This window comes from Rhodococcus opacus B4, assembly GCF_000010805.1.
Lineage (GTDB): Bacteria > Actinomycetota > Actinomycetes > Mycobacteriales > Mycobacteriaceae > Rhodococcus_F > Rhodococcus_F opacus_C.
Genome location: NC_012522.1, coordinates 5285106 through 5304940, shown reverse-complemented (window position 1 = coordinate 5304940; position 19835 = coordinate 5285106). Strand labels below are relative to the sequence as shown.

Sequence of the window (19835 nt, the reverse complement as noted above, 5' to 3'; positions counted from 1 at the left end):
CGTGGGTCAGGCCGCACCGATCTGCGAAATCCGCCGCTCCCAGCGGTACACGTCGGGCCGCGCGTCGTGGTAGAGCGCGAGGTCGACGGCGTCGAGCATCGCCTGCCGCGGTCCCGACGTGCCCAGCTGCTTGGCGGTGACGGCGAGTCGCACCACTCCCCCGCGTCTGGCGGTGCGTCCGGAGCCGAGGACGAGGGCCCGGCACCACCACGGTTCGGCTCGGAATCCCTCCCCGATCCCCAGCACCCGGGACCGCACCGACGTCCCGCGTTCGAGGTCGTGGATGGCGGTCATGCCGGCGAGCAGCCGGAACCCGGCGGACGGCAGCGCCGCGACCGCGCCCTGCGACGCCAGCCAGCGCGGCGGGGCGAAGAGCCTGGTGCGCAGCCCGGTCTGTTCCATCACCCGGTCGGCCGCGAGCAGTCGCAGCCGCGCCTCGTGCTCGGGGAGCGAGGCGAACTCGGCCCGACGGCGCTTGGTGGCGGCCTGGTCGTATCCGTGCAGGACGACGGCGTCGCCCCGGGATCGGCGCGCGCGGAGCCAGTCCTGCGTCGCGGGGTCGTTGACCAGTCGATACTTGTCTTTCAGGCGTGGGGCGACGAGCAGCGACAGCGGCACGCCGCGTGCATCCATTTCCTCGGCGAACGCGGCCGCGGAGTCGCGCGTCTCGTCCTTGATCCCCGACACCGACACGATCAGCTGTCCGGTCATGAGCCCAGCGTGGCAGGTGAACGTGAACACGAGGCAAAGCTCGTGCGCCTTTCCGGTTGTGGGAGCTACCTGAAAGGCGCACGAGCGGCGGAGCCGCCTACTTCGGCAGGATCGCCTCGATGGCCTCGACGACCTCGGGGGCGTCGGGTTCGGTGCGGGGCCGGAACCGCTTGACGACGGTGCCGTCGGGTGCGACGAGGAACTTCTCGAAGTTCCACTGGATGTCGCCCGCGGCGCCTTCGGCGTCGGTGGTCTTGGCCAGTTCCTCGTAGAGCGGGTGCCGGTTCTCCCCGTTCACCTCGATCTTCTCGAGCAACGGGAACGTGACGCCGTAGGTGGTGGAGCAGAAGGTTTCGATCTCTTCGGCGGTGCCGGGTTCCTGGCCCATGAACTGGTTGCACGGGACACCGAGGACGGTCAGGCCGCGGTCGGCGTAGTCGGTGGCGAGCTTCTCGAGGCCCTTGTACTGCGGGGTGAGTCCACACTTCGAGGCGACGTTCACCACGAGGACGGCCCGGCCGTCGTACTCGCCGAGGGAGGTCGGCGTGCCGCCGAGTGTGTTGATACCGATGTTCTGAACAGGAGTCGTCATGCGCACCAACGTAGCCAACAAACCTCTGTGCGCCCAGGCTTCGAATCGCCCGGGCGCACAGCGGTTCACTTCGGAGGGGTGTCAGCTCTTCACGAGTACCCGCGGTTCTTCGGCGGCAGAGCTCTCGGTGACCTGCTCTTCGGCGGCGTCGCCGTGGCCGTCGTCGACCATCGTGGACTCGTCGAACGGGAGCTTGCCGTCGAGGACGGTGCGGACGCGCTCGTTGTCGATCGTGTTGGTCCAGGACCCGACGAGCAGGGTGGCGACGGCGTTGCCGGAGAAGTTCGTGACCGCGCGGGCCTCGGACATGAACCGGTCGATACCGACGATGAGGCCGACGCCGTCGAGCAGTTCGGGACGGTGGCTCTGCAGGCCGCCCGCGAGGGTGGCGAGCCCGGCGCCGCTGACTCCGGCAGCACCCTTGGACGCGATGATCATGAACACCAGCAGCGACAGCTGCTCGGGGAAGGACAGCGGCTGGCCCATTGCGTCGGCGATGAAGATCGACGCCATGGTCAGGTAGATCGCCGTGCCGTCGAGGTTGAACGAGTAGCCGGTGGGGACGACGACACCGACGGTGGTGCGCTCGACGCCGACGTGTTCCATTTTCGCGATCAGGCGGGGCAGGGCGGACTCGGACGAGGACGTGGCGAAGATCAGCAGGTACTCACGGGCCAGGTACCGGACCAGCTTGAAGATGGAGACGCCGGCGACCACGCGGAGCACGGATCCGAGGACACCGAACACGAAGATCAAGCAGGTGAGGTAGAAGCCGAGCATGAGAGTGGCGAGCTGGACGACGGCGCCGAGACCGGTCTGGCCGACGACGTTCGCGATGGCGCCGAAGGCACCGATCGGTGCGAGCCACAGGATCATCGACAGGATCTTGAAGACGAGCTTCTGCACGGAGGCGACACCGCGCAGGATCGGCTCACCCTGCTTGCCGAGGGCCTGCAGTCCGAAGCCGACGAGCAGCGCGACGAACAGGGTCTGCAGCACGCTGCCCTCGGTCAGCGCCGACATCAGCGACGTGGGGATGATCGACTGGAGGAAGTCCATGGTGCCGCCGGCGCCGTGGGCCTTCTCGGCGAGCGCCGCTCCGGTGCCCGCGGTGTCGGCGCTGATGTTCAGGCCGGAGCCCGGGTTGAGCAGGTTACCCACCACCAGACCGATTCCGAGCGCGACCGTCGACATGCCGATGAAGTAGGTGAGGGCGAGTCCGCCGACCTTGCCGACCTTCGCGGCGGCCTTCACCGATCCGATGCCGAGCACGATCGTGCAGAAGATGACCGGGCTGATCATCATCTTGATCAGGTCGACGAACATCGTGCCGAGCACGCCGAGCGACTTGCCGACTCCCGGAGCCAGCCATCCGACGAGGACGCCCGCGACGACGGCGACGATGACCCCCATGTACAACCAGTGTGTCCGGTCGCGCTTCTTGGTCTTCCCTGTCGCAGTACTCATGGGATTGTCCTCCAATTCGAGTGGCAAGCTGATCGGTGAGGCCGGCTAGTGACCGCGATCACGTCTTGGAAGAATCTTCTAAGCGATCGCTTGGCTGGTGAAGTTTGTGTTCATTACGTTCAGGAGAAATGCATTGCCGCACCATTCGCCGAGACGGCCCATGAGCGTCGCGAGGCAGCTCTTTCTCCTGCAGCTCGTGGTGTTGGTGCTGGTCATCGCGGCCGGGACGGCGCTGGCCATCGTCGACCAGCGCCGCGACAGCGACGAGACCACCCGACGGGCCGTCACCGCTGTCGCCACCACGCTCGCGCTGTCGGACGGCACGGTGGAGGCGTTGCGCTCCCCCGACCCGACGGCGGTGCTCCAGCCGCAGACCGAGCGGATCCGCACCGCGACGGGCACCGATTTCATCGTCGTGATGACGCCCGCCGGCATTCGGTTCACCCACACCAACCCGGAGCTGATCGGCGGCGTGTTCTCCGGGAACATCGAGCGCGCTCTCCGCGGGGAGACGTTCACGGAGACGTACGCCGGCTCGCTGGGACCCTCGATCCGGGCCGTGGCCCCGGTGTACGACGGCGACCGGGTCGCGGGCCTGGTGTCCGTCGGCGTCACGCGTGAGAAGATCGGCGACCAGTTCGCCGCCAGCCTGCCGACCATCTTCGCGGTCGCCGCGATCGGTCTGGCGGTGTCGGCGGCCGGCTCGTTCCTGCTGAGTCGGCGCCTGCGCCGTCAGACACTGGGGATGGCGCCGGACGAGCTGCGGCAGATGTACGAGCATCACGACGCCGTCCTGCACTCGATCGGCGAGGGCCTGGTGGTGCTCGGCCGCGACAGCGGTGACACCGCGAAGGCCGAAGTGGTGAATGACGAAGCGCGCCGCCTCCTCGATCTCTCGGAGGGCCCCGTCCCGGTGACCGCGCTTCCGGAGTCGCTGCGACAATCGCAGGACGACGATTCGCGGGACGAGGTGCACGTGACCCCCGACCGTGTGCTGCTGGTCAGCCGGGAGCCCGTGAAGTGGGAGGGGCAGCGCCTCGGGACGGTGCTGACATTGCGTGATCGCACCGAAATGCAAAGCATCATGGGCGAACTCGACTCGGTTCGCGGATTCGCGGAATCGCTGCGGTCACAGGCTCACGAATCGGCGAACCGTCTGCACACGATCATCACGATGGTCGAACTGGGCCGCTACGACGACGCGATCGCGTTCGCCACCGAGGATCTGCGGTTGTCGCAGGAACTGATCGACCGCCTGATGGCGGCGGTGCACGAACCGGCGCTGGCCGCACTGCTGCTCGGCAAGGTGGGGGTGGCCGCGGAGCGCGGAGTCGACCTGACCGTCACCGAGGACACCGCCCTCGGTCCCGTGGCGCCGCTCAGTGCGCGTGAACTCGTCACGCTGGTGGGTAATCTCGTGGACAATGCGATCGACGCCGCCCGCGGCGCGGCAGGATCCCCCGGAGAGGACGCGTGGGTGGAAGTGACGGTCCGTCAGGAGGATTCGACGATGGTGGTGCAGGTGGCCGACAGCGGGCCCGGCATTCCCGCCGACGAACTCGACAAGGCGGTCACGCGCGGCTATTCCACCAAGTCGGGTCAGCGCGGGCTGGGACTGGCGCTGGTCGCGCAGGTGGTGGCCCGGCACGGCGGGACGATCCACACGGAGCCGTCGCTCGGATCGATGCTCGTCGTCGAGATCCCGATCGAGGGAGCCGCCACGTGATCCGGGTGATGATCGTCGAGGACGAACCGCTCATCGCCGAGGCGCATCGCGCCTATGTGGAACGCGTGCCCGGCTTTTCGGTCCACACCGTCGTCCACGACGGCAGCGGGGCAATGCGCGCGGTCGCCGCCGCGAACGCCGGTGACGACCCCATCGATCTGGTGCTGCTCGATATCGGCCTGCCGGACGCGAGCGGACTCGACGTGGCCGCGGCGCTCAGCGGCGTGCGGCCGAGTCCCGACGTGATCGCCGTGACCTCGGCCCGCGACCTCGAGATGGTCCGGACCGCCGTGGCGCGCGGAATCGCGCTGTATCTCCTGAAGCCGTTCACGTTCGCGGCGTTCCGCGACAAACTGGAGCGGTACCGGGAATTCCGCGACGCGCTGCCCGCCGGAAGCAACGCGCTGAGCCAGCACGACATCGACCGGGCGATGTCTGCCCTGCGCACCTCTGACGAGCGCGCGGCGTCCCCGAAAGGCGTTGCACCCCAGACCCTCGATCACGTCGCCGCCTGCGTCCGTGAGGCGGCCGGGCCGTTGACGGCGGCCGAGGTGGCGGCCGGGATCGGGGTCTCCCGGGTCACGGCGTGGCGGTATCTCGAACGGCTCGCCGACGACGGGGTGCTCACCCGGCACACCGAGTACGGCCGGGCGGGGCGTCCCCAGGTTCGCTACGCGCTGCGCTGACTCCCGCGCCGACCCGAGAAAACCCGCCCCCGACGGTTGTGACCTGCATCACATCGGTGGACGATTGAGGAGAGTCACCTCCGGCTCGTAGTCACTCAGTCAAGGACCGTCACAATGTCTAGCAGAATTGCCACCACACTCGCCGCGATCGCATTGACCCTGTCACTCGGCACCCTCGCTGCCCCCGCAGCCGTCGCCGCACCCGCAGCCCCGTCACCGACACCGGCGGTCGGTTCCATCGCGGTCTGCCTCAACCTGCCCCTGGGGTCGGCCAGCATCAGCTTCTGCATCTGAGCCCGGCGAGACGGAAAGCGGCCTGACAAGCCGACTTCCGCTCCACCCGCCGACGCGAACCACACGCCGAGATCGGACCTCGGCGCGGGTGGCGCAGTACCTAGTTGCCGATCGTGTCGAGCACCCAGGCGAATTCGAACGCTACTTCTTTCCACTTCTCGTAGCGTCCGCTGACGCCGCCGTGCCCGGCGCTCATCTCCGTCTTGAGGAGAAGCGGCGAGTCACCGGTCTTGGTGGCCCGCAGTTTGGCGACCCACTTCGCCGGTTCGACGTACAGCACCCTCGTGTCGTTGATGCTGGTGATCGCCAGGATCGCCGGGTAGTCCTTGGCCTCGACGTTCTCGTACGGGCTGTACGAGCGCATGTATTCGTAGACCTCGGCGTTCTCCAGCGGGTTGCCCCATTCGTCCCACTCGATGACGGTCAGCGGCAGCGACGGGTCGAGGATCGACGTCAGCGGGTCCACGAAGGGCACGTTGGCGAGGATTCCGGCGAAGAGTTCCGGAGCCAGGTTGGCCACGGCACCCATCAGCAGGCCGCCCGCGCTGCCGCCGTCGGCGACCAACTGCTGCGGAGTTGTGCGTCCGGTGTCGATCAAATGCCGTGCGCTCGAGACGAAATCGGTGAAGGTGTTCTTCTTCGTGAGCGTCTTGCCGGTCTCGTACCAGTGTCTGCCCATCTCCCCGCCGCCGCGCACGTGAGCGACCACGAACACCACGCCGCGATCGAGCAGCGACAGCCGGGCGACCGAGAACGCCGGGTCCATGCTGGCCTCGTACGAGCCGTACCCGTAGAGGAGCGTGGGGGCGGGCACGTCGGTGCCGTTCGTCTTGCGCCGGACGATCGAGAGCGGGATGCGCGTCCCGTCGTCGGCGACCGCCCAGTCGCGCTGCTGCTCGTAGTTGTCCGCGTCGAAGTCGCCGAGCACCGGTTGCGACTTGCGCAGGGCGAGTTCCCCCGTCGACAGCACGTAGTCGTACACCTGGCCGGGCGTGATGAACGACGTGAACGCCATCCGCAGTGTCGGCTGCCGCCATTCCGGATTGGCGCCGAGCCCGACGCTGAAGAGTTCCTCGTCGAATTCGATCTCCGTGAACTCGCCGTAGCCGTCGTCGCCGAGCGGCCAGACGGCCAGCCGGGTCAGCGCTTCCCGGCGGTAGCCGAGCACCAGGTGATCGGCGAACGCGTCGACCTCCTCCAACCGCACGTCGGAGCGGTGCGGGATGAGGATGGTCAGCGACGACGGGTCGGACACCGGCGCCTCGGCGAGCACGAAGTTCTCGGCCTTCTCACCGTCGACGACGTCGTTGTGCATGATCAGGAAGCGGTCTTCGCCGGCGACGACAGCGTGCTCGACGCCGTACTCGACGCCCTCGCGCCGCGGCAGCACCACCCGGAACTCGCCCTCGGGATTCTCCGATTCGAGCACCCAGCCTTCGCTGGTGATCTTCGACCCCACCCAGATCATGAGGTACTTCTCGCTGCGGGTGGACCCGACCGACACCCAGAACCGCTCGTCGGGTTCGTGAAACACGGTGACGTCCTGCGCGCGGTCGGTGCCGAGCTTGTGCCGCCACACGGTGTCGGGGCGCCAGGATTCGTCGACGGTGAGATAGAAGACGTGGCTGTGGTCGATGGCCCAGGTTGCGCCGGGCGCGGTGTCGGGGATCTCGTCAGGCAGCAGTTCCCCGGTCTCGAGGTTCTTGAAGCGCAGCGTGTAGCGCTCGTCGCCGACCACGTCGGTCGAGTACGCGAGGAGCGTGCCGTCGTGACTGAGGGAGAAGGCGCCGACGGAGAAGAAGTCGTGACCCTCGGCCTCGGCGTTGCCGTCGAGCAGAATCTGCTCACCGGGAAGTTCGACGCCCGGGGTCAATTCCGGCGGAGTCCAGTCGTCGGCGCCCGCGATCGGGGAACGGCACTGGACGCCGTACTGCTTGCCCTCGATGGTGCGGGCGTAGTACCACCAGTCGCCCATCCGGGTGGGAACCGACATGTCGGTTTCCTGCGTGCGGGACTTGATCTCCTGGAAGATCTGGTCCCGCAGCGGCGCCAGATGCGCGGTCTGCTGCTCGGTGTACGCGTTCTCGGCCTCGAGGTACGCGACGACCTCGGCGTCTTCCTTGGCGCGCAGCCACTCGTACTCGTCGACGAACGTGTGTCCGTGGTGGACCCGTTCGGTGGCGACCTTCTTCGCGACCGGCGGGGTGAGCTTCGCGCCTTCGGTGGTCATGGTTCAGCCCACCCAGTCCGCGAACGACAGACCCGAGATCCGCTCGTACGCCTCGATGTACCGCGCGCGGGTCGCCTCCACGATCTCCGCGGGCAACGGCGGCGGCGGGGTGTCGGAGGCCCGGTCCCAGCCCGATTCGGGGCCGGTGAGCCAGTTGCGGACGAACTGCTTGTCGAAGCTCGGCTGCACCTTCCCGGCCTCGTAGCCGTCGGCGGGCCAGTACCGGGACGAATCGGGGGTGAGGACCTCGTCCGCGAGAATCAGGTTGTTCTGCGCGTCCAATCCGAATTCGAGTTTGGTGTCGGCGAGGATGATGCCCCGGTCCGCGGCGAAGTTCGATGCCCGGCCGTAGACGTCGAGGGTGTCGTCGCGCAGCTTCACGGCCAGGTCCTGACCGACCTTCTCGACGACGGCCTCGAAGCTGATGTTCTCGTCGTGCTCGCCGAGTTCGGCCTTGCGGGCGGGCGTGAAGATCGGGTCGGGAAGCTGGCTCGCCTCCACCAGGCCCTCGGGCAGGGCGACCCCGCAGACCGCGCCGGTCTCGTTGTAGTCGATCAGCCCCGAGCCCGTGAGGTAGCCGCGGGCGACGCACTCGACAGGGACCATGTTCAGCTTCCGGACCACCAGCGCGCGGCCGAGGACCTCTTCGGGGATCCGGCTGTCGTCGGGTTCGCCGGCGAGATGGTTGTTGCCGCCGAGGACGCCGAAGAAGAAGACGCTCATCGCGGTGAGCACCCGCCCCTTGTCCGGGATCGGGGTGCTGAGGACGTGGTCGTAGGCGGAGATCCGGTCGCTCGCGACCAACAGGAGGTGCTCGTCGTCGATCGTGTAGAGGTCGCGGACCTTGCCACCGGCCAGATGGGCGTATGAATCGAGTGAGGGGCGCACGGTGATCCAGCCTATCGGTCGGGCCGGACAGAGCGGGACGGGCACCGATCGGGGCCCGGAATAGCACCGCGACCCATGTCGTTAGCCTTGAAAGAGACTTCTGTGATCTGTAAGGCGACGGCGACGGGTGGGTAATGGCGACGGACACGACCCCGGTCGACGTCGGGTTCCGTTCGGAACGCGGACCGATCCTCGTGTCGCTGATGCTGACGACGTCGCTGGTCGCGCTCGACGCGACCATCATCTCCACCGCGGTGTTCACCATCGTCGGGGATCTCGGTGGATTCACACAGTTCCCGTGGCTGTTCTCGATCTACCTGCTCACCCAGGCCGTGTCGGTACCGATCTACGGCAAACTGGCCGACATCTTCGGACGGAAACCGGTGATGCTCCTCGGCATCGCCCTGTTCGGCATCGGCTCGGTGCTCTGTGGGATCGCGTGGAGCATGCCCGCGCTCATCGCGTTCCGCGCGGTACAGGGACTCGGCGCCGGAGCGGTTCAGCCGATGAGCATGACCATCGCCGGCGACATCTACACCCTCGCCGAACGCGCCAAGGCGCAGGGCTACCTGGCCAGCGTCTGGGGAATGTCGGCGGTGGTCGGCCCGACCCTCGGCGGCCTGTTCTCCGAGTACCTGTCGTGGCGGTGGATCTTCTTCGTCAACATTCCCCTGTGCCTGCTCGCGGCCGTGATGCTGATCCGCAACTTCGACGAGCAGCGGGTGCGCACCCGGCGGTCCGTCGACTACGCGGGCGCCGGCGTCCTGGCGGTCGGGGCGACGCTGCTCATCCTGGGCCTCCTCGAAGGCGGGCAGGCCTGGGCGTGGAGTTCGCCGATCAGCCTCGGAATCTTCGCCGCGGGATTCGTGCTCCTCATCGCCTTCGTCCTCGTCGAACGGCGCGCCGCCGAACCGGTGCTGCCGCTGTGGGTGTTCACCCGCAGGGTTCTCGCGGCCAGCAATCTCGTGTCGCTGCTGGTCGGGGCGATCGTCCTCGGCCTGACCACCTACGTCCCCACGTTCACCCAGGGTGTGCTCGGGACGGGCGCACTCGTGGCCGGGTTCGCGCTGGCCACTCTGACCATCGGCTGGCCGATCGCCGCGTCGCAGTCGGGTCGGGTGTACCTGCGCTTCGGCTTCCGCGTCACGGCCACCGCGGGCAGCCTGCTGGTCGTCGCGGGCACCGCCCTCACCCTGGCCCTGTCCATCGAGTCGGCTGTGTGGCACGTGGCGATATGCTGTTTCGTCATCGGCGGCGGCATGGGTCTCGTCGCGAGCCCGACGCTCATCGCCGCGCAGTCGAGCGTCGACTGGTCGGAGCGCGGCGTCGTCACGTCGACGAACATGTTCGCCCGGTCCATCGGCAGCGCCGTGGGAGTCGCCCTGTTCGGCGCCCTCGTCAACGCGCGACTGGGCGGCGACGACGATCCCGCACCTGCCGATCTGGCCGGCGCCCTACACCTGGTGTTCCTGGCCGCTCTCGGCGCAGCAGTCGTCCTCGTGCTCGCCGCGGCGGCGATGCCGAAGTCTGCCTCCGCAGCGGAGGCCGAGCCGAGCGCGCAGTCGGCGGTGAAGGAGTGACCGTGCCCGATCCGTGCCTCGACGTGCTCATCGCGTCGTATCTCGAGCCCGACCTCGTCGACAGGATCGCGGCCGCGGACCCACGGATTCGAGTGTCGTACGCCCCCGAACTGCTGCCCCGGCCGCGGTGGCACAGCGACCACGTCGGGGAGCCGCGCGAACTGACGGCCGGTGAGCACGACCGGTGGACGTCGATGCTGCAGACCGCCGACGTCATGTTCGATTTCGACTGGCGCCACCCCGAGCGCACGCTCGAACAGTCGCCGAATCTGCAGTGGATCCAGGCGACGTCCGCGGGTGCCGGTCAGCTGATCGAGAGGTTCGGGCTGTCGGACGCCCCGCTGACGGTGACGACCGCCGCGGGAGTGCACGCCGACCCCTTGGCGGAGTTCGCGCTCGCCGGCATCCTGCATTTCGCCCGCGGGCTGCCCCGGCTGATCGCGGACCGGCGCGACCGGACGTGGCGCAAGCAGCAGACGACCGAACTCGCGGGCCGTCACACCCTGATCGTCGGGGCGGGCAAGATCGGCTCGCGCACAGCGGAACTGCTCCGCTGCTTCGCCGTCACCTCGACCGGGGTGGCACGCACCCCTCGACCCGCCCCCGAACCGTTCGACACGACGACCACCACCGACCGGATCGCCGAGCATCTGCCCACCGCAGACATACTCGTCATCTCCTGCGCCCTCACCGAACACACGCGCGGACTGATCGGACCGCGGGAACTCTCCGCCCTCCCCGACGGCGCACTGATCGTCAACCTCGGCCGCGGCCCGATCATCGACGAAGATGCTCTCGCGGAAGCACTGTCGACGGGACGGCTGGGCGGCGCGGTCCTGGACGTCACGGCCACCGAACCCCTCCGGGACGACTCACCACTGTGGACGGCCGACAACGTCCTCCTCAGCCCGCACAGCGCCGCCAACGTGCCGTCGGAGAACGGGAAGATCGTCGACCTGTTCGTCGAAAACCTCGGACGCTACCTGTCCGGTGACACCCCGCTGATCAACGAATTCGACTTCGACGCGGGTTACTGACGGTCGCCGACCGGTACCGCGTCACGCACACTCGAGCCCCCGAATGCCAACCGGCGGAGCCGGACCCAGTCCACCGGCCGGGCCGGCGGGCGGACGCCTGGACGGTTCCGCGGGACCACCACCCGCAGCGCCCCGGGAGTGACGGTGCATCGTACGGGTGTGGGAATCACCAGCGCCTCGCCGTCGATGCCTGCGGGGATCTCGGGCACGTCCGCGTCGATGACGACCTCGCGCGCGGCTCGCTGGATCAGACCGGTCTGACGCGCACGACGCAGTAGTCCGACGGCCTGGCGCGTGCTGCTCACCGAAATCGTCACCACGCCGAGGGTGCCCCGATCGATACGGGGCCGACGTCCGAGACCGGCCAGATCCTGCATCTCGTACGGACCGTTGCTCACCAGCACGGCCTGGGGCCCGTCGACCGTCCTGTCGTCGAAACGCGCGAGGAGTCGTCCGCCGCGTTGCCCCGCGATCAGATCCGGGAGCATCCGCAGAGTCGTGCCGGTCTTGTCGTCGCGATAGGCGGGGCTCTGCACCACCTCGGCGTAGGCGCCGAACGAGGCGTTGTTGACGAAGGTTCGTTCGCCGACCTTGCCGAGGTCGATCCGGAGTTCGATACCGTCCGACAGTGCGTCGAGACACCGGGACGGATCGTCGCGATCCAATCCGAGATCCAGAGCGAAATGGTTGCGCGTACCCGCGCTGATCACCAGGAACGGAAGGTCGTGCTCGGCGGCGATACCTGCGACCAGGGCCTGCGTGCCGTCGCCGCCGGCCACCCCGAGCAGGTCGGCACCGCGTGCCACGGCGTCCCGGGCCAGCGCTTCGACATCGACCGTCCCCGGACCTTCGAGCAGGACCACCTCGGCCCCGAGTTCCTCGGCCCGCCGCTTCAGGTCGAACTTCCCGACCTTCCCGCCGCCGGAGTGGGGATTCATCACCAGGAAGGCACGTTTCGGTGGTGCGGACGGATGCTCGGGCATCGCCCAGTCGGCGCGATGACGGCCCAGGGCGGCGCGGGCACAGACGACGGCGAGCACGGCGAGCCCCGCGGCGAGCAGCACCACCCACAACAGCTGGGCGCGAACGAGAAGCACGAGCACGACGATCGGTGTCAGAATCAGCACGGCCAGCGATGTCCAGCGAAGCACGCCGCGGCTCGTGAGGAACCAGAACAACGCCGCGACCTCCACCACCGCGGCGCCCACGGCAACGAACAGCAGCGTCAGGGTGTGCAGCCCGGCGAACACCACCAGCACGGCAACCGAGGCGAAGATCGCCAGGAACGCGGCCCGGGCCAGCCAGCGCCGGCGGGCGCTCTCGGAGTCCGCAGAGCTCGTCTCGTGGAGTGCCATGCCGCCACCTCGCCGTCCTCGGGTGTCCCTCCTTCAGTATTCACCCGCCGCACCGCCGACCGGGGGTGATTCGGAGTCGGTGGCGCTGCGCGCACATCACCGTCGGTCGGCCGTAGATTCACACGGATCCCGGACGCGACTGTGATTCAAAGCGTTTCCCAGGCGGTCGGTGTTCGCGCCGCATACTTGCGCGCCTCGTCCATGAGCGTGCGCGCAGGCGGCGTGAGGTGGCTCCGGCGGCAGACGGCGGCGACGTGGAGGTAGGACTCGGGGACGATGCGGTGCACGGTGGCGCCGGCCTGACGCGCGGAGGGCGCCCAGGACGACGGCATGACGGCCTGCCCGAATCCGCTCAGCACCATCGGCAGGATCGAGGTCCGGTGGGCCACCTCGGCGACGATGGTGGCTGCGACACCACTGGCGAGGACCTCGTCGACGAGGGTCCGCATCAACGATCCACGCTGCGACACGATCAACCGGAATCCGGACAGTTCCGATCTCCGGATCTCCGGCCGATCCGGTGTGTCGGCACCCGGCCCCGAGAGGAGGATCAGCGGCTGGCTTTCGAGCGCGACGACGTCGAGTTCGGGGGCACGCACGGCAGCGGGTGAACCCAGGATCCCGACCTCGCAGACGCCGGAGCGCACGGCATGCAGCACCTCCTCGGGAGTGAACGCGGCCTCGGCGTTGACGGTGACGGCGGGATAGGTGCGGCCGAAGCTGGTGAGGATCGTGGTGAGTGGTTCGATGCCGGGTGACGGCATCGTGATCAGGTCCACCCGACCGGCACGCAGCCCCTTCAGCGCATCGACGGACGCCTTCGCATCCTCGAGATCGCGCAGCACCACACGGGCGGGACCGACGAGCGTCTCGCCGGCGTCACTGAGCACCAGCCGGCGTCCGACGCGGTGGAAGAGCGGGACCCCGAGTTCCCGTTCGAGCGCTGATATCGACTGGGAGAGCGAGGGCTGCGCGATCAGCAGTGTTTCCGCTGCACGGTTGATGCCTCCCTGATCGACCACAGCCAGGAAGTACCGCAGTTGACGCGCGTCCATCCGGATCCTCGCTTCCCTGGGTTCGCGCCGAACCTGAGGCCGGTCGCGCGGAGCACTCATCCTACCTGCGGAAAGGCACTTCGATTAGGTGAAACCTATAAGCCGGATCGAGTCTTGGTCATGGACGCCCCTCTGCCTGTGCCGGGTTAATGGATGCATCACACACTGTGATCCGCACAACACGATGGAGGCAACGACATGGCACCGCAGACGTTCAAGATTGCATCGATCCCCGCCGACGGCGTCGGCAAGGAGGTCGTCGCTGCCGGACGGCGAGTGCTCGACGTCCTCGCAGAACAGTCCGGTGGGCGCTTCGCCTTCGAGTGGGAAGAATTCCCGTGGGGATGCGGGTACTACGAGCAGACCGGGAAGATGATGGCCGACGACGGCCTCGACACCCTGAAGGCGTTCGACGCCATCTACTTCGGCGCGGTCGGCTGGGAGAACGTCCCCGACCACATCAGCCTCTGGGGGCTGCGGCTCAACATCACCCAGAACTTCGACCAGTGGGCCAACGTGCGGCCCGTGAAGTTCCTCCCCGGCGTGCAGTCCCCGCTGCGCAAGGCCGACGACACCGAACTCGACTGGGTCGTCGTCCGGGAGAACAGCGAAGGCGAGTACGCCGGCCTCGGCGGACGTAACCTCAGCGGCCGCGGTCCGGGCAACGAGGTCGCGCTGCAGACAGCGCTGTTCACCGAGAAGGGCTGCGAGCGCATCATGCGGTTCGCCTTCGACCTGGCCCGCACCCGCACGGTGAAGAAGGTGTCCAGCGTCACCAAGTCCAACGCCCAGCAGTACGGCATGGTCCTGTGGGACGAGGTCTTCAACCGCGTCGCGCTCGACTACCCCGACGTCGCGACCGAAAGCGTCCTCGTCGACGCCATGAGCGCGAAGTTCATCCTGCACCCGGAAGACCTGTCCGTGGTGGTGGCGTCGAACCTCAACGCCGACATTCTCTCCGACCTCGGCTCCGCGCTCGCGGGAAGCCTCGGTGTCGCGGCGAGCGCGAACCTCAACCCGGAGCGCCGCTTCCCGAGCATGTTCGAACCCGTTCACGGTTCCGCCCCCGACATCGCCGGGCAGGGCATCAGCAACCCGATCGGCGCGATCGCCAGCGCCGCCCTGATGCTCGACCACTTCGGGCTGCACGACGAGGCACGCCGCGTCGACACCGCCATCGAAACCGCCACCGCGAGCGGAGCACTGACCCGCGACATCGGCGGCTCGTCGGACACCGACGCCGTCACCGAGGCGATCGTGCACGCTCTGCAGACGGCTCTGACCCCCGCCTGATCACGCACCACCGGCGCAGCCGGCCCGGCTCGGCAGAATCGCCGGGTCGGGCCCCCACCCCTCGAACGGTCGGTAACTCTCGGCCGCCCCGTCTTCATACCTGAACACTCTCACCGAGGTGAATGTCATGGAAACACCCAGCAGCGCAGCGAGTTACCGACCGGCCACCGTGAAGAAACCCTGGTACAGGCAACTGTACTTCTGGGTTCTCATCGCGATCGTGCTCGGCATCCTGGTCGGGTGGCTCTGGCCGGACACCGGCGAGGCCATGGAGCCGATCGGCACCACGTTCATCACGGCGATGAAGATGCTGATCTGCCCGATCGTGTTCCTGACGATCGTCGGCGGCATCGCCAGTGTCGCCGACCTGAAAAAGGTCGGGCTGACCGGAATCAAGGCGCTCACCTACTTCCAGATCGGGACGATCCTCGCGCTGCTCACCGGACTCGTCGCGATCAACCTCTTCCGCCTCGGAGACGGAGTGAATGCCGACGCATCGTCCCTCGAGACCACCGATTCCGCGAGCAAACTCATCCAGGCCGGCGAAGAGAAGCAGTGGTGGGAATTCATCACCCACCTGGTCCCCGACAGCGTGTTCGGACCGTTCGTCGAGGGCGACATCCTGCAGGTCATCTTCCTCGCCGTCATCTTCGGAGTCGCCGTCAACGCGGTGGGACAGATCGCCGCGCCGATCCGGGACGCCGTCGAACGCCTCACCGCCGTGGTCTTCAAGGTGCTGAGCTTCATCATGAAACTCGCGCCGCTCGGCGCTTTCGGGGCCATGGCCTTCGCCATCGGCAAGTACGGTGTCTCCACCCTGACCAGTCTCGGCAGCTTGATCCTGCTCTTCTACGCCACGTCCGCGTTCTTCGTGTTCGTGGTTCTCGGATCGGTCATGGCGTATCTGCGGCTCAACATCTTCCGCATGCTCGGCTTCTTCAAGGAAGAGCTTCTGCTCATTCTCGGCACGTCCACCGCCGAGCCCGCACTGCCGGGGTTGATGCGGAAGCTGGAGTACGCGGGAGTCAAGAAGACCACGGTCGGTCTCGTCGTGCCCACCGGCTACAGTTTCAACCTCGACGGGGCCGCCATCTACCTCTCCCTCGCCGCGCTGTACATCGCGCAGGCCACCAACACCGACCTGTCCATTCCGCAGCAACTCGGCCTGCTCGGGGTCATGCTGTTGACGTCGAAGGGCGCCGCCGGTGTCGCCGGAGGCGGATTCATCGCACTGACAGCAACATTGAGCACGCTCGGCACCATCCCCGCGGCCGGCATCATGCTGATCTTCGGCATCGACAAGTTCATGTCCGAATGCCGCGCCCTGGTGAACTTCATCGGCAACGCCGTCGCCACCCTGTTCGTCGCCAAATGGAACCGCGAACTCGACGTCGACCGAGCCCGCCGCGTCTTCTCCGGCGAAGCACTTCCTCCGGTCGAGGATGAGGTCGAGAACGACTTCGACCTGGAGATCCTGGAACAGCAACCGCAGGTGTCACGCATCGATCACGAACGGCTCGACGCTGCGACGACGCCCGCGCACGCCACCGGGCGCTGACCGCGACCCGGCCGTTGCACACGAATTCGCCAGATGCCGAAGCAATTGCGTCGGCATCTGGCGATTCGGTCGGCAAACGTCGCCGGGCCCCCGGTTAGACGCGTGCGGCCCCGTCGAGCAGGTGCGGTCGGGTGGCCCCGACCGGGTTGAGCTGCTCGTAGGCCCGCGCGACGTCGAGCAGGAACAGGTCGTTGCCGGGGGCGGCGACGATCTGCACGCCGACCGGCAGACCGTCGGCGCTGAACCCGGCGGGGACGGAGATCGCGGGGCACCCCAGCACCGTCACGGTCAGCGCCGACGTCATCCAGTCGAGGTAGTCGTCGCAGCGGCGGCCGTCGACCGCGGCCGGGTACTCGAGTTCGGCGTCGAACGGCAGCACCTGGGACACGGGCAGCACCAGAACGTCGTGGCGGGAGAAGAATTCGACGGCGCGAGCCTGGATCTCCGCCTGCGCCACCATGGCCTTCGCGATGTCGTCGGCGGACAGCCGGTCGGCCTGCCGGATGTTGTCGAGCAGCGACGGCTTCAACATGCCGGGGGTCGCGTCCGCCTGCGCGCCGAGGTCGATCTTGAACCGCCATGCCCGCAGGGTGCGGAACACCCACTCGGCGTCGGGAATCGACGGCGCGTCCTCGGCCACCACCGCACCCGCGGCGGCGAAGATCGACGACTGCCGGTCGTGGATGTCGCGGACCGGCGCGTCCAGGGGGAAGAGGCCGTTCAGGTCCGCGGACACCGCGACGCGCAGACCCTGCAGGCCGGCGACACCGAGCCGGGGCGCGAGCGCGTCGGCGCTGAACGAGCTGCGGATCCGCGCGTCGGGTCCGGAGATCACCGACAGCAGCAGTTCCAGGTCGTCGACGTTGCGGGCCATCGGCCCCTGTGTCACGAGCGAGTCCCACGGCGCACTGTTGGGCCAGCACGGCACGCGGCCCGGGGTGGGACGCAGACCGACGACGTTGCAGAACGACGCCGGGTTGCGCAGCGAGCCGCCCATGTCGCTGCCGTCGGCGAGCGGCACCAGCCCCGCAGCGAGCGCCGCCGCGGCACCGCCACTCGACCCGCCCGCACTCTTCGTGGCGTCGTACGGGTTGGTGGTGGTCCCGAAGACGGTGTTGAACGTGTGCGAACCCGCAGCGAATTCGGGGACGTTCGACTTGCCGATCGTGACGGCCCCGGCCCCGGTGACCCGTTCGGCGATCAGTTCACTGGTCTCCGCCACGTTGTCGACGAGCAGCGGCGAACCGGCGATCGTGGGGAACCCGGCGACGTCGTGAGTGTCCTTGAACGCGAACGGCAGTCCGTGCAGCGGACCCACCGGGGCGCCGGCGGCCGTCTGCTCGTCGGCGTCCGCGGCGGCGGCGTGCGCGCGCTCGAGGTCGAGGCTGACGAGCGCGTTGACCGTCGGATTCACCTGCGCGATCCGGTCCGTGTGCAGGCCGAGCAGCTCACGGGCCGAGATCTCCCTGCTGCGGAGTGCGGCGAGCATCTCTCGCGCGGTCGAGTAGTGGTCGATGGTCATTTCGAGGTCTCCAGGATCGGGGTGGTGGCGGTACGGTCGTCCGCCGGTGCGTGGGCCGGGGTGCGGGGACGGGTGGCGCGGACGACGGCCTCCACGACGGCGATCACCGCGAGGTTGAGGACGAGGCCGCAGATACCGGCGTCGATGTTGGCGAGGTTCAGTTCGAAGACGGTCATCACGATGACGGTGAGCATGCCTACGACGAGTCCGGCGAACACGGACTGCTTGGCGAGCAGCGGCTTCTCCGGCAGGGCCAGCGCCAGACCCGGAGCGAGCTGGCTGAGACCGCCGAACGTGAGCAGCAGCAGATTGGCCAGCAGGTCGGGGCGGGTCAGGCCGAGCACCAGGGCCATGGTGGCGGCGGCGATCACGACGAGGTGGTTGAACCGGAGTTTCGTGCGCTCGCTCTCGATCTTCACCAGGTTGTGCGACGCCAGGGTGGAGATGCCGATGCAGATGGCGCCGGCGGGCAGCATCGCGGCAGAGGCTGCGGCGATCGCGATCAGTCCGAGCGCCCAGTTCGGCAGCGCTCCCCCGGCCAGCGTGAGCAGGACCGCGTTGCTGCTGGTGTTCGGGTTCAGTGCGAGGATCCCGACGAAACCCAGCATGATCGGGAGGATCATGACGACCTGGTACATGGGAAGAAAAGTGTTGTTGGAGCGGATCACTCGACCGTTCTTCGCGGCGAGCAGCGGCGGCCACAGGTGCGGGGTGGTGAGGAAGCCGCAGCCGATCGCGGAGATCAGCAGGCTGGTGGTCCACCAGACCTTGTCGTAGGCGCCGGGGTTCACGGTGAGCATCTCGCTGTGGGTCTGCGCGATCTGGCCGAACACGTCACCGATGCCACCGGCGAAGTGCAGCGGGATCACGATGGACAGCACCACGACGGCGAGCAGGATCAGGACGTCCTTGACGTAGGCGGTGCGCGCCAGGCCGTGGATGCCGGCCCACAGCACGAACCCGACGACGAGGACGGTCGCGACGATCATGCTGAGCGTGCCCGAACTCGCGCTGCCCGTGACGAGGCGGACGATGAGGCCGAGGCCGGTGATCTGCAACTGCAGGTACGGCAGCAGGAAGATGATGCCGCACAACGCGACCAGCCGGCCGAGGAGGGGGCTGCGGTAGCGGTCGGCGAAGAAGTCGGCCTGGGTGATGTACCCGCGATCCTTGCTGAGCTTCCAGATCCGCGGTCCGATGAAGTACAGCGCCACGTAGCCGAGCGGGATGTACGGGATGGCGTAGGTGGCGCCGATGCCCGCGGTGAACGCGATACCGGCGACGCCGAGGAACGTGAACGTGGTGAACGATTCACCGGCCTGCAGGAAGAAGCTGGTCACCACACCGAAATTCCGCTTGCCGACCGTCCACTCGCTCAGGTTCTGAGCGCGCTTGCGGCGCCCGCCGACGGCGATCACGGCGAGACCGATCATGCCGGCCAGGGTGATCCACAGAGCAGAGTTCGTCATCGCGGGCTCGCTTCCTCGAGGCGGAGGCCGTCCTCGAACGGCCGGACCAGTCCGAACTCCACCGCCGCCAGCGCGGGCAGCAGCAGGAGCACCCACGCCGAGCACCAGACGAGCAGCCGGGGCATCCCCAGCCACAGATCGGCCGTGTTCACAAACGGCAGCCACACGGCGGTGACGAGCGCGAGCACCGGGGCGACCGGGACGAGCAGCAGCCAGCGGCGCTGCGGTGAATCCTCGATCGCCCCGAGAATGGCTTCTCGTTGCATGCTGTTCCTTCTTCCATCCAGGGAGTAGAGGAAGCATGCGTGGTCCGGATCACAGCACTCAACCGCTCAGGGAGGTTCGGCGAAATCGGCCACCGGACTGTCGGAG

17 protein-coding genes are annotated in these 19835 nt (G+C 68.0%); 7 read left to right on the top strand and 10 right to left on the bottom strand.

Going from position 1 to position 19835, the window contains the following annotated elements:
- Positions 1-6: 6 nt before the first annotated feature.
- The 3 genes from ROP_RS24355 to ROP_RS24345 all read right to left on the bottom strand — a co-directional run bounded on the left by ROP_RS24355 (position 7) and on the right by ROP_RS24345 (position 2770).
- Positions 7-711, bottom strand: coding sequence for a DUF2334 domain-containing protein (locus ROP_RS24355; RefSeq protein ID WP_015888668.1), 705 nt, complete (start codon positions 709-711; stop codon positions 7-9).
- Positions 712-808: 97 nt separating this feature from the next.
- Positions 809-1303 (bottom strand): glutathione peroxidase, encoded by a 495-nt coding sequence (locus ROP_RS24350; RefSeq protein WP_015888667.1) that lies wholly within the window; start codon positions 1301-1303, stop codon positions 809-811.
- An 81-nt stretch (positions 1304-1384) separates the two neighbouring features.
- Positions 1385-2770 (bottom strand): C4-dicarboxylate transporter DctA, encoded by a 1386-nt coding sequence (locus tag ROP_RS24345; protein ID WP_015888666.1) that lies wholly within the window; start codon positions 2768-2770, stop codon positions 1385-1387.
- Between the two features lie 160 nt (positions 2771-2930).
- Between ROP_RS24345 and ROP_RS24340 the strand changes: the two genes are divergently transcribed.
- From ROP_RS24340 to ROP_RS41415, 3 genes are all read left to right on the top strand, one after another.
- A complete protein-coding gene (locus tag ROP_RS24340; protein WP_015888665.1) occupies positions 2931-4496 on the top strand; it encodes a sensor histidine kinase in 1566 nt (521 codons plus the stop codon).
- A complete protein-coding gene (locus ROP_RS24335) occupies positions 4493-5182 on the top strand; it encodes a response regulator (RefSeq protein WP_015888664.1) in 690 nt (229 codons plus the stop codon). Before ROP_RS24340 ends, ROP_RS24335 begins: the two co-directional genes overlap by 4 nt.
- A 114-nt stretch (positions 5183-5296) precedes the next feature.
- Positions 5297-5476 (top strand): hypothetical protein, encoded by a 180-nt coding sequence (locus ROP_RS41415; RefSeq protein ID WP_015888663.1) that lies wholly within the window; start codon positions 5297-5299, stop codon positions 5474-5476.
- 100 nt (positions 5477-5576) lie between these two features.
- Here the strand turns inward: ROP_RS41415 and ROP_RS24325 are convergent, their stop codons facing one another.
- Positions 5577-7706 carry a S9 family peptidase gene (locus ROP_RS24325; RefSeq protein WP_015888662.1) on the bottom strand — a complete coding sequence of 710 codons (2130 nt, stop codon included), beginning with the start codon at positions 7704-7706 and terminating at the stop codon, positions 5577-5579.
- Between the two features lie 3 nt (positions 7707-7709).
- Entirely contained in the window at positions 7710-8594 is an 885-nt protein-coding gene (locus tag ROP_RS24320; RefSeq protein WP_015888661.1) for a phosphoribosylaminoimidazolesuccinocarboxamide synthase, read from the bottom strand.
- 134 nt (positions 8595-8728) lie between these two features.
- Here ROP_RS24320 and ROP_RS24315 point away from each other — a divergent pair, with 134 nt between their 5' ends.
- Both ROP_RS24315 and ROP_RS24310 read left to right on the top strand, forming a co-directional pair.
- Complete coding sequence (locus ROP_RS24315; RefSeq protein ID WP_015888660.1) at positions 8729-10174, top strand: MDR family MFS transporter; 1446 nt, start codon at positions 8729-8731, stop codon at positions 10172-10174.
- On the top strand, positions 10171-11211 hold the full coding sequence (locus tag ROP_RS24310) for a D-2-hydroxyacid dehydrogenase (protein ID WP_043825249.1): 1041 nt from the start codon (positions 10171-10173) through the stop codon (positions 11209-11211). The genes ROP_RS24315 and ROP_RS24310 overlap by 4 nt, the downstream gene beginning before the upstream one ends.
- Here ROP_RS24310 and ROP_RS24305 read toward each other — a convergent pair.
- Complete coding sequence (locus ROP_RS24305; protein WP_015888658.1) at positions 11205-12566, bottom strand: diacylglycerol/lipid kinase family protein; 1362 nt, start codon at positions 12564-12566, stop codon at positions 11205-11207. The genes ROP_RS24310 and ROP_RS24305 overlap by 7 nt on opposite strands.
- 146 nt (positions 12567-12712) lie before the next feature.
- Positions 12713-13621 (bottom strand): LysR family transcriptional regulator, encoded by a 909-nt coding sequence (locus ROP_RS24300; RefSeq protein ID WP_015888657.1) that lies wholly within the window; start codon positions 13619-13621, stop codon positions 12713-12715.
- A gap of 198 nt (positions 13622-13819) precedes the next feature.
- On the opposite strand from ROP_RS24300, the gene ROP_RS24295 reads away from it, so the two are divergent.
- Positions 13820-14914, top strand: coding sequence for a tartrate dehydrogenase (locus tag ROP_RS24295; protein ID WP_015888656.1), 1095 nt, complete (start codon positions 13820-13822; stop codon positions 14912-14914).
- 127 nt (positions 14915-15041) lie between these two features.
- The gene (gene dctA, locus ROP_RS24290; RefSeq protein WP_043825247.1) at positions 15042-16472 is read left to right on the top strand and encodes a C4-dicarboxylate transporter DctA; all 1431 of its coding nucleotides are present in this window, start codon (positions 15042-15044) and stop codon (positions 16470-16472) included.
- A 94-nt stretch (positions 16473-16566) separates the two neighbouring features.
- Here dctA and ROP_RS24285 read toward each other — a convergent pair whose 3' ends face one another.
- The 3 genes from ROP_RS24285 to ROP_RS24275 are packed head-to-tail and all read right to left on the bottom strand — an operon-like array spanning position 16567 to position 19729.
- The gene (locus ROP_RS24285; protein ID WP_015888654.1) at positions 16567-17994 is read right to left on the bottom strand and encodes an amidase family protein; all 1428 of its coding nucleotides are present in this window, start codon (positions 17992-17994) and stop codon (positions 16567-16569) included.
- Positions 17991-19463: a sodium:solute symporter family protein gene (locus tag ROP_RS24280; protein WP_015888653.1), complete on the bottom strand. Its 1473-nt coding sequence runs from the start codon at positions 19461-19463 to the stop codon at positions 17991-17993. The genes ROP_RS24285 and ROP_RS24280 overlap by 4 nt, the downstream gene beginning before the upstream one ends.
- Positions 19460-19729: a hypothetical protein gene (locus tag ROP_RS24275; RefSeq protein WP_015888652.1), complete on the bottom strand. Its 270-nt coding sequence runs from the start codon at positions 19727-19729 to the stop codon at positions 19460-19462. The genes ROP_RS24280 and ROP_RS24275 overlap by 4 nt, the downstream gene beginning before the upstream one ends.
- Between the last annotated feature and the right edge of the window lie 106 nt (positions 19730-19835).

Excerpts from the sequence above, each read along its gene's own strand:
- ROP_RS24280 (WP_015888653.1), bottom strand. The coding sequence starts at position 19,463 with ATGACGAACTCTGCTCTGTGGATCACCCTGGCCGGCATGATCGGTCTC.
- ROP_RS24295 (WP_015888656.1), top strand. The coding sequence starts at position 13,820 with ATGGCACCGCAGACGTTCAAGATTGCATCGATCCCCGCCGACGGCGTC.
- ROP_RS24300 (WP_015888657.1), bottom strand. The coding sequence starts at position 13,621 with ATGGACGCGCGTCAACTGCGGTACTTCCTGGCTGTGGTCGATCAGGGA.
- ROP_RS24305 (WP_015888658.1), bottom strand. The coding sequence starts at position 12,566 with ATGGCACTCCACGAGACGAGCTCTGCGGACTCCGAGAGCGCCCGCCGG.
- ROP_RS41415 (WP_015888663.1), top strand. The coding sequence starts at position 5,297 with ATGTCTAGCAGAATTGCCACCACACTCGCCGCGATCGCATTGACCCTG.
- ROP_RS24340 (WP_015888665.1), top strand. The coding sequence starts at position 2,931 with ATGAGCGTCGCGAGGCAGCTCTTTCTCCTGCAGCTCGTGGTGTTGGTG.
- ROP_RS24325 (WP_015888662.1), bottom strand. The coding sequence starts at position 7,706 with ATGACCACCGAAGGCGCGAAGCTCACCCCGCCGGTCGCGAAGAAGGTC.
- ROP_RS24355 (WP_015888668.1), bottom strand. The coding sequence starts at position 711 with ATGACCGGACAGCTGATCGTGTCGGTGTCGGGGATCAAGGACGAGACG.
- ROP_RS24275 (WP_015888652.1), bottom strand. The coding sequence starts at position 19,729 with ATGCAACGAGAAGCCATTCTCGGGGCGATCGAGGATTCACCGCAGCGC.
- ROP_RS24285 (WP_015888654.1), bottom strand. The coding sequence starts at position 17,994 with ATGACCATCGACCACTACTCGACCGCGCGAGAGATGCTCGCCGCACTC.
- dctA (WP_043825247.1), top strand. The coding sequence starts at position 15,042 with ATGGAAACACCCAGCAGCGCAGCGAGTTACCGACCGGCCACCGTGAAG.
- ROP_RS24345 (WP_015888666.1), bottom strand. The coding sequence starts at position 2,770 with ATGAGTACTGCGACAGGGAAGACCAAGAAGCGCGACCGGACACACTGG.
- ROP_RS24315 (WP_015888660.1), top strand. The coding sequence starts at position 8,729 with ATGGCGACGGACACGACCCCGGTCGACGTCGGGTTCCGTTCGGAACGC.
- ROP_RS24350 (WP_015888667.1), bottom strand. The coding sequence starts at position 1,303 with ATGACGACTCCTGTTCAGAACATCGGTATCAACACACTCGGCGGCACG.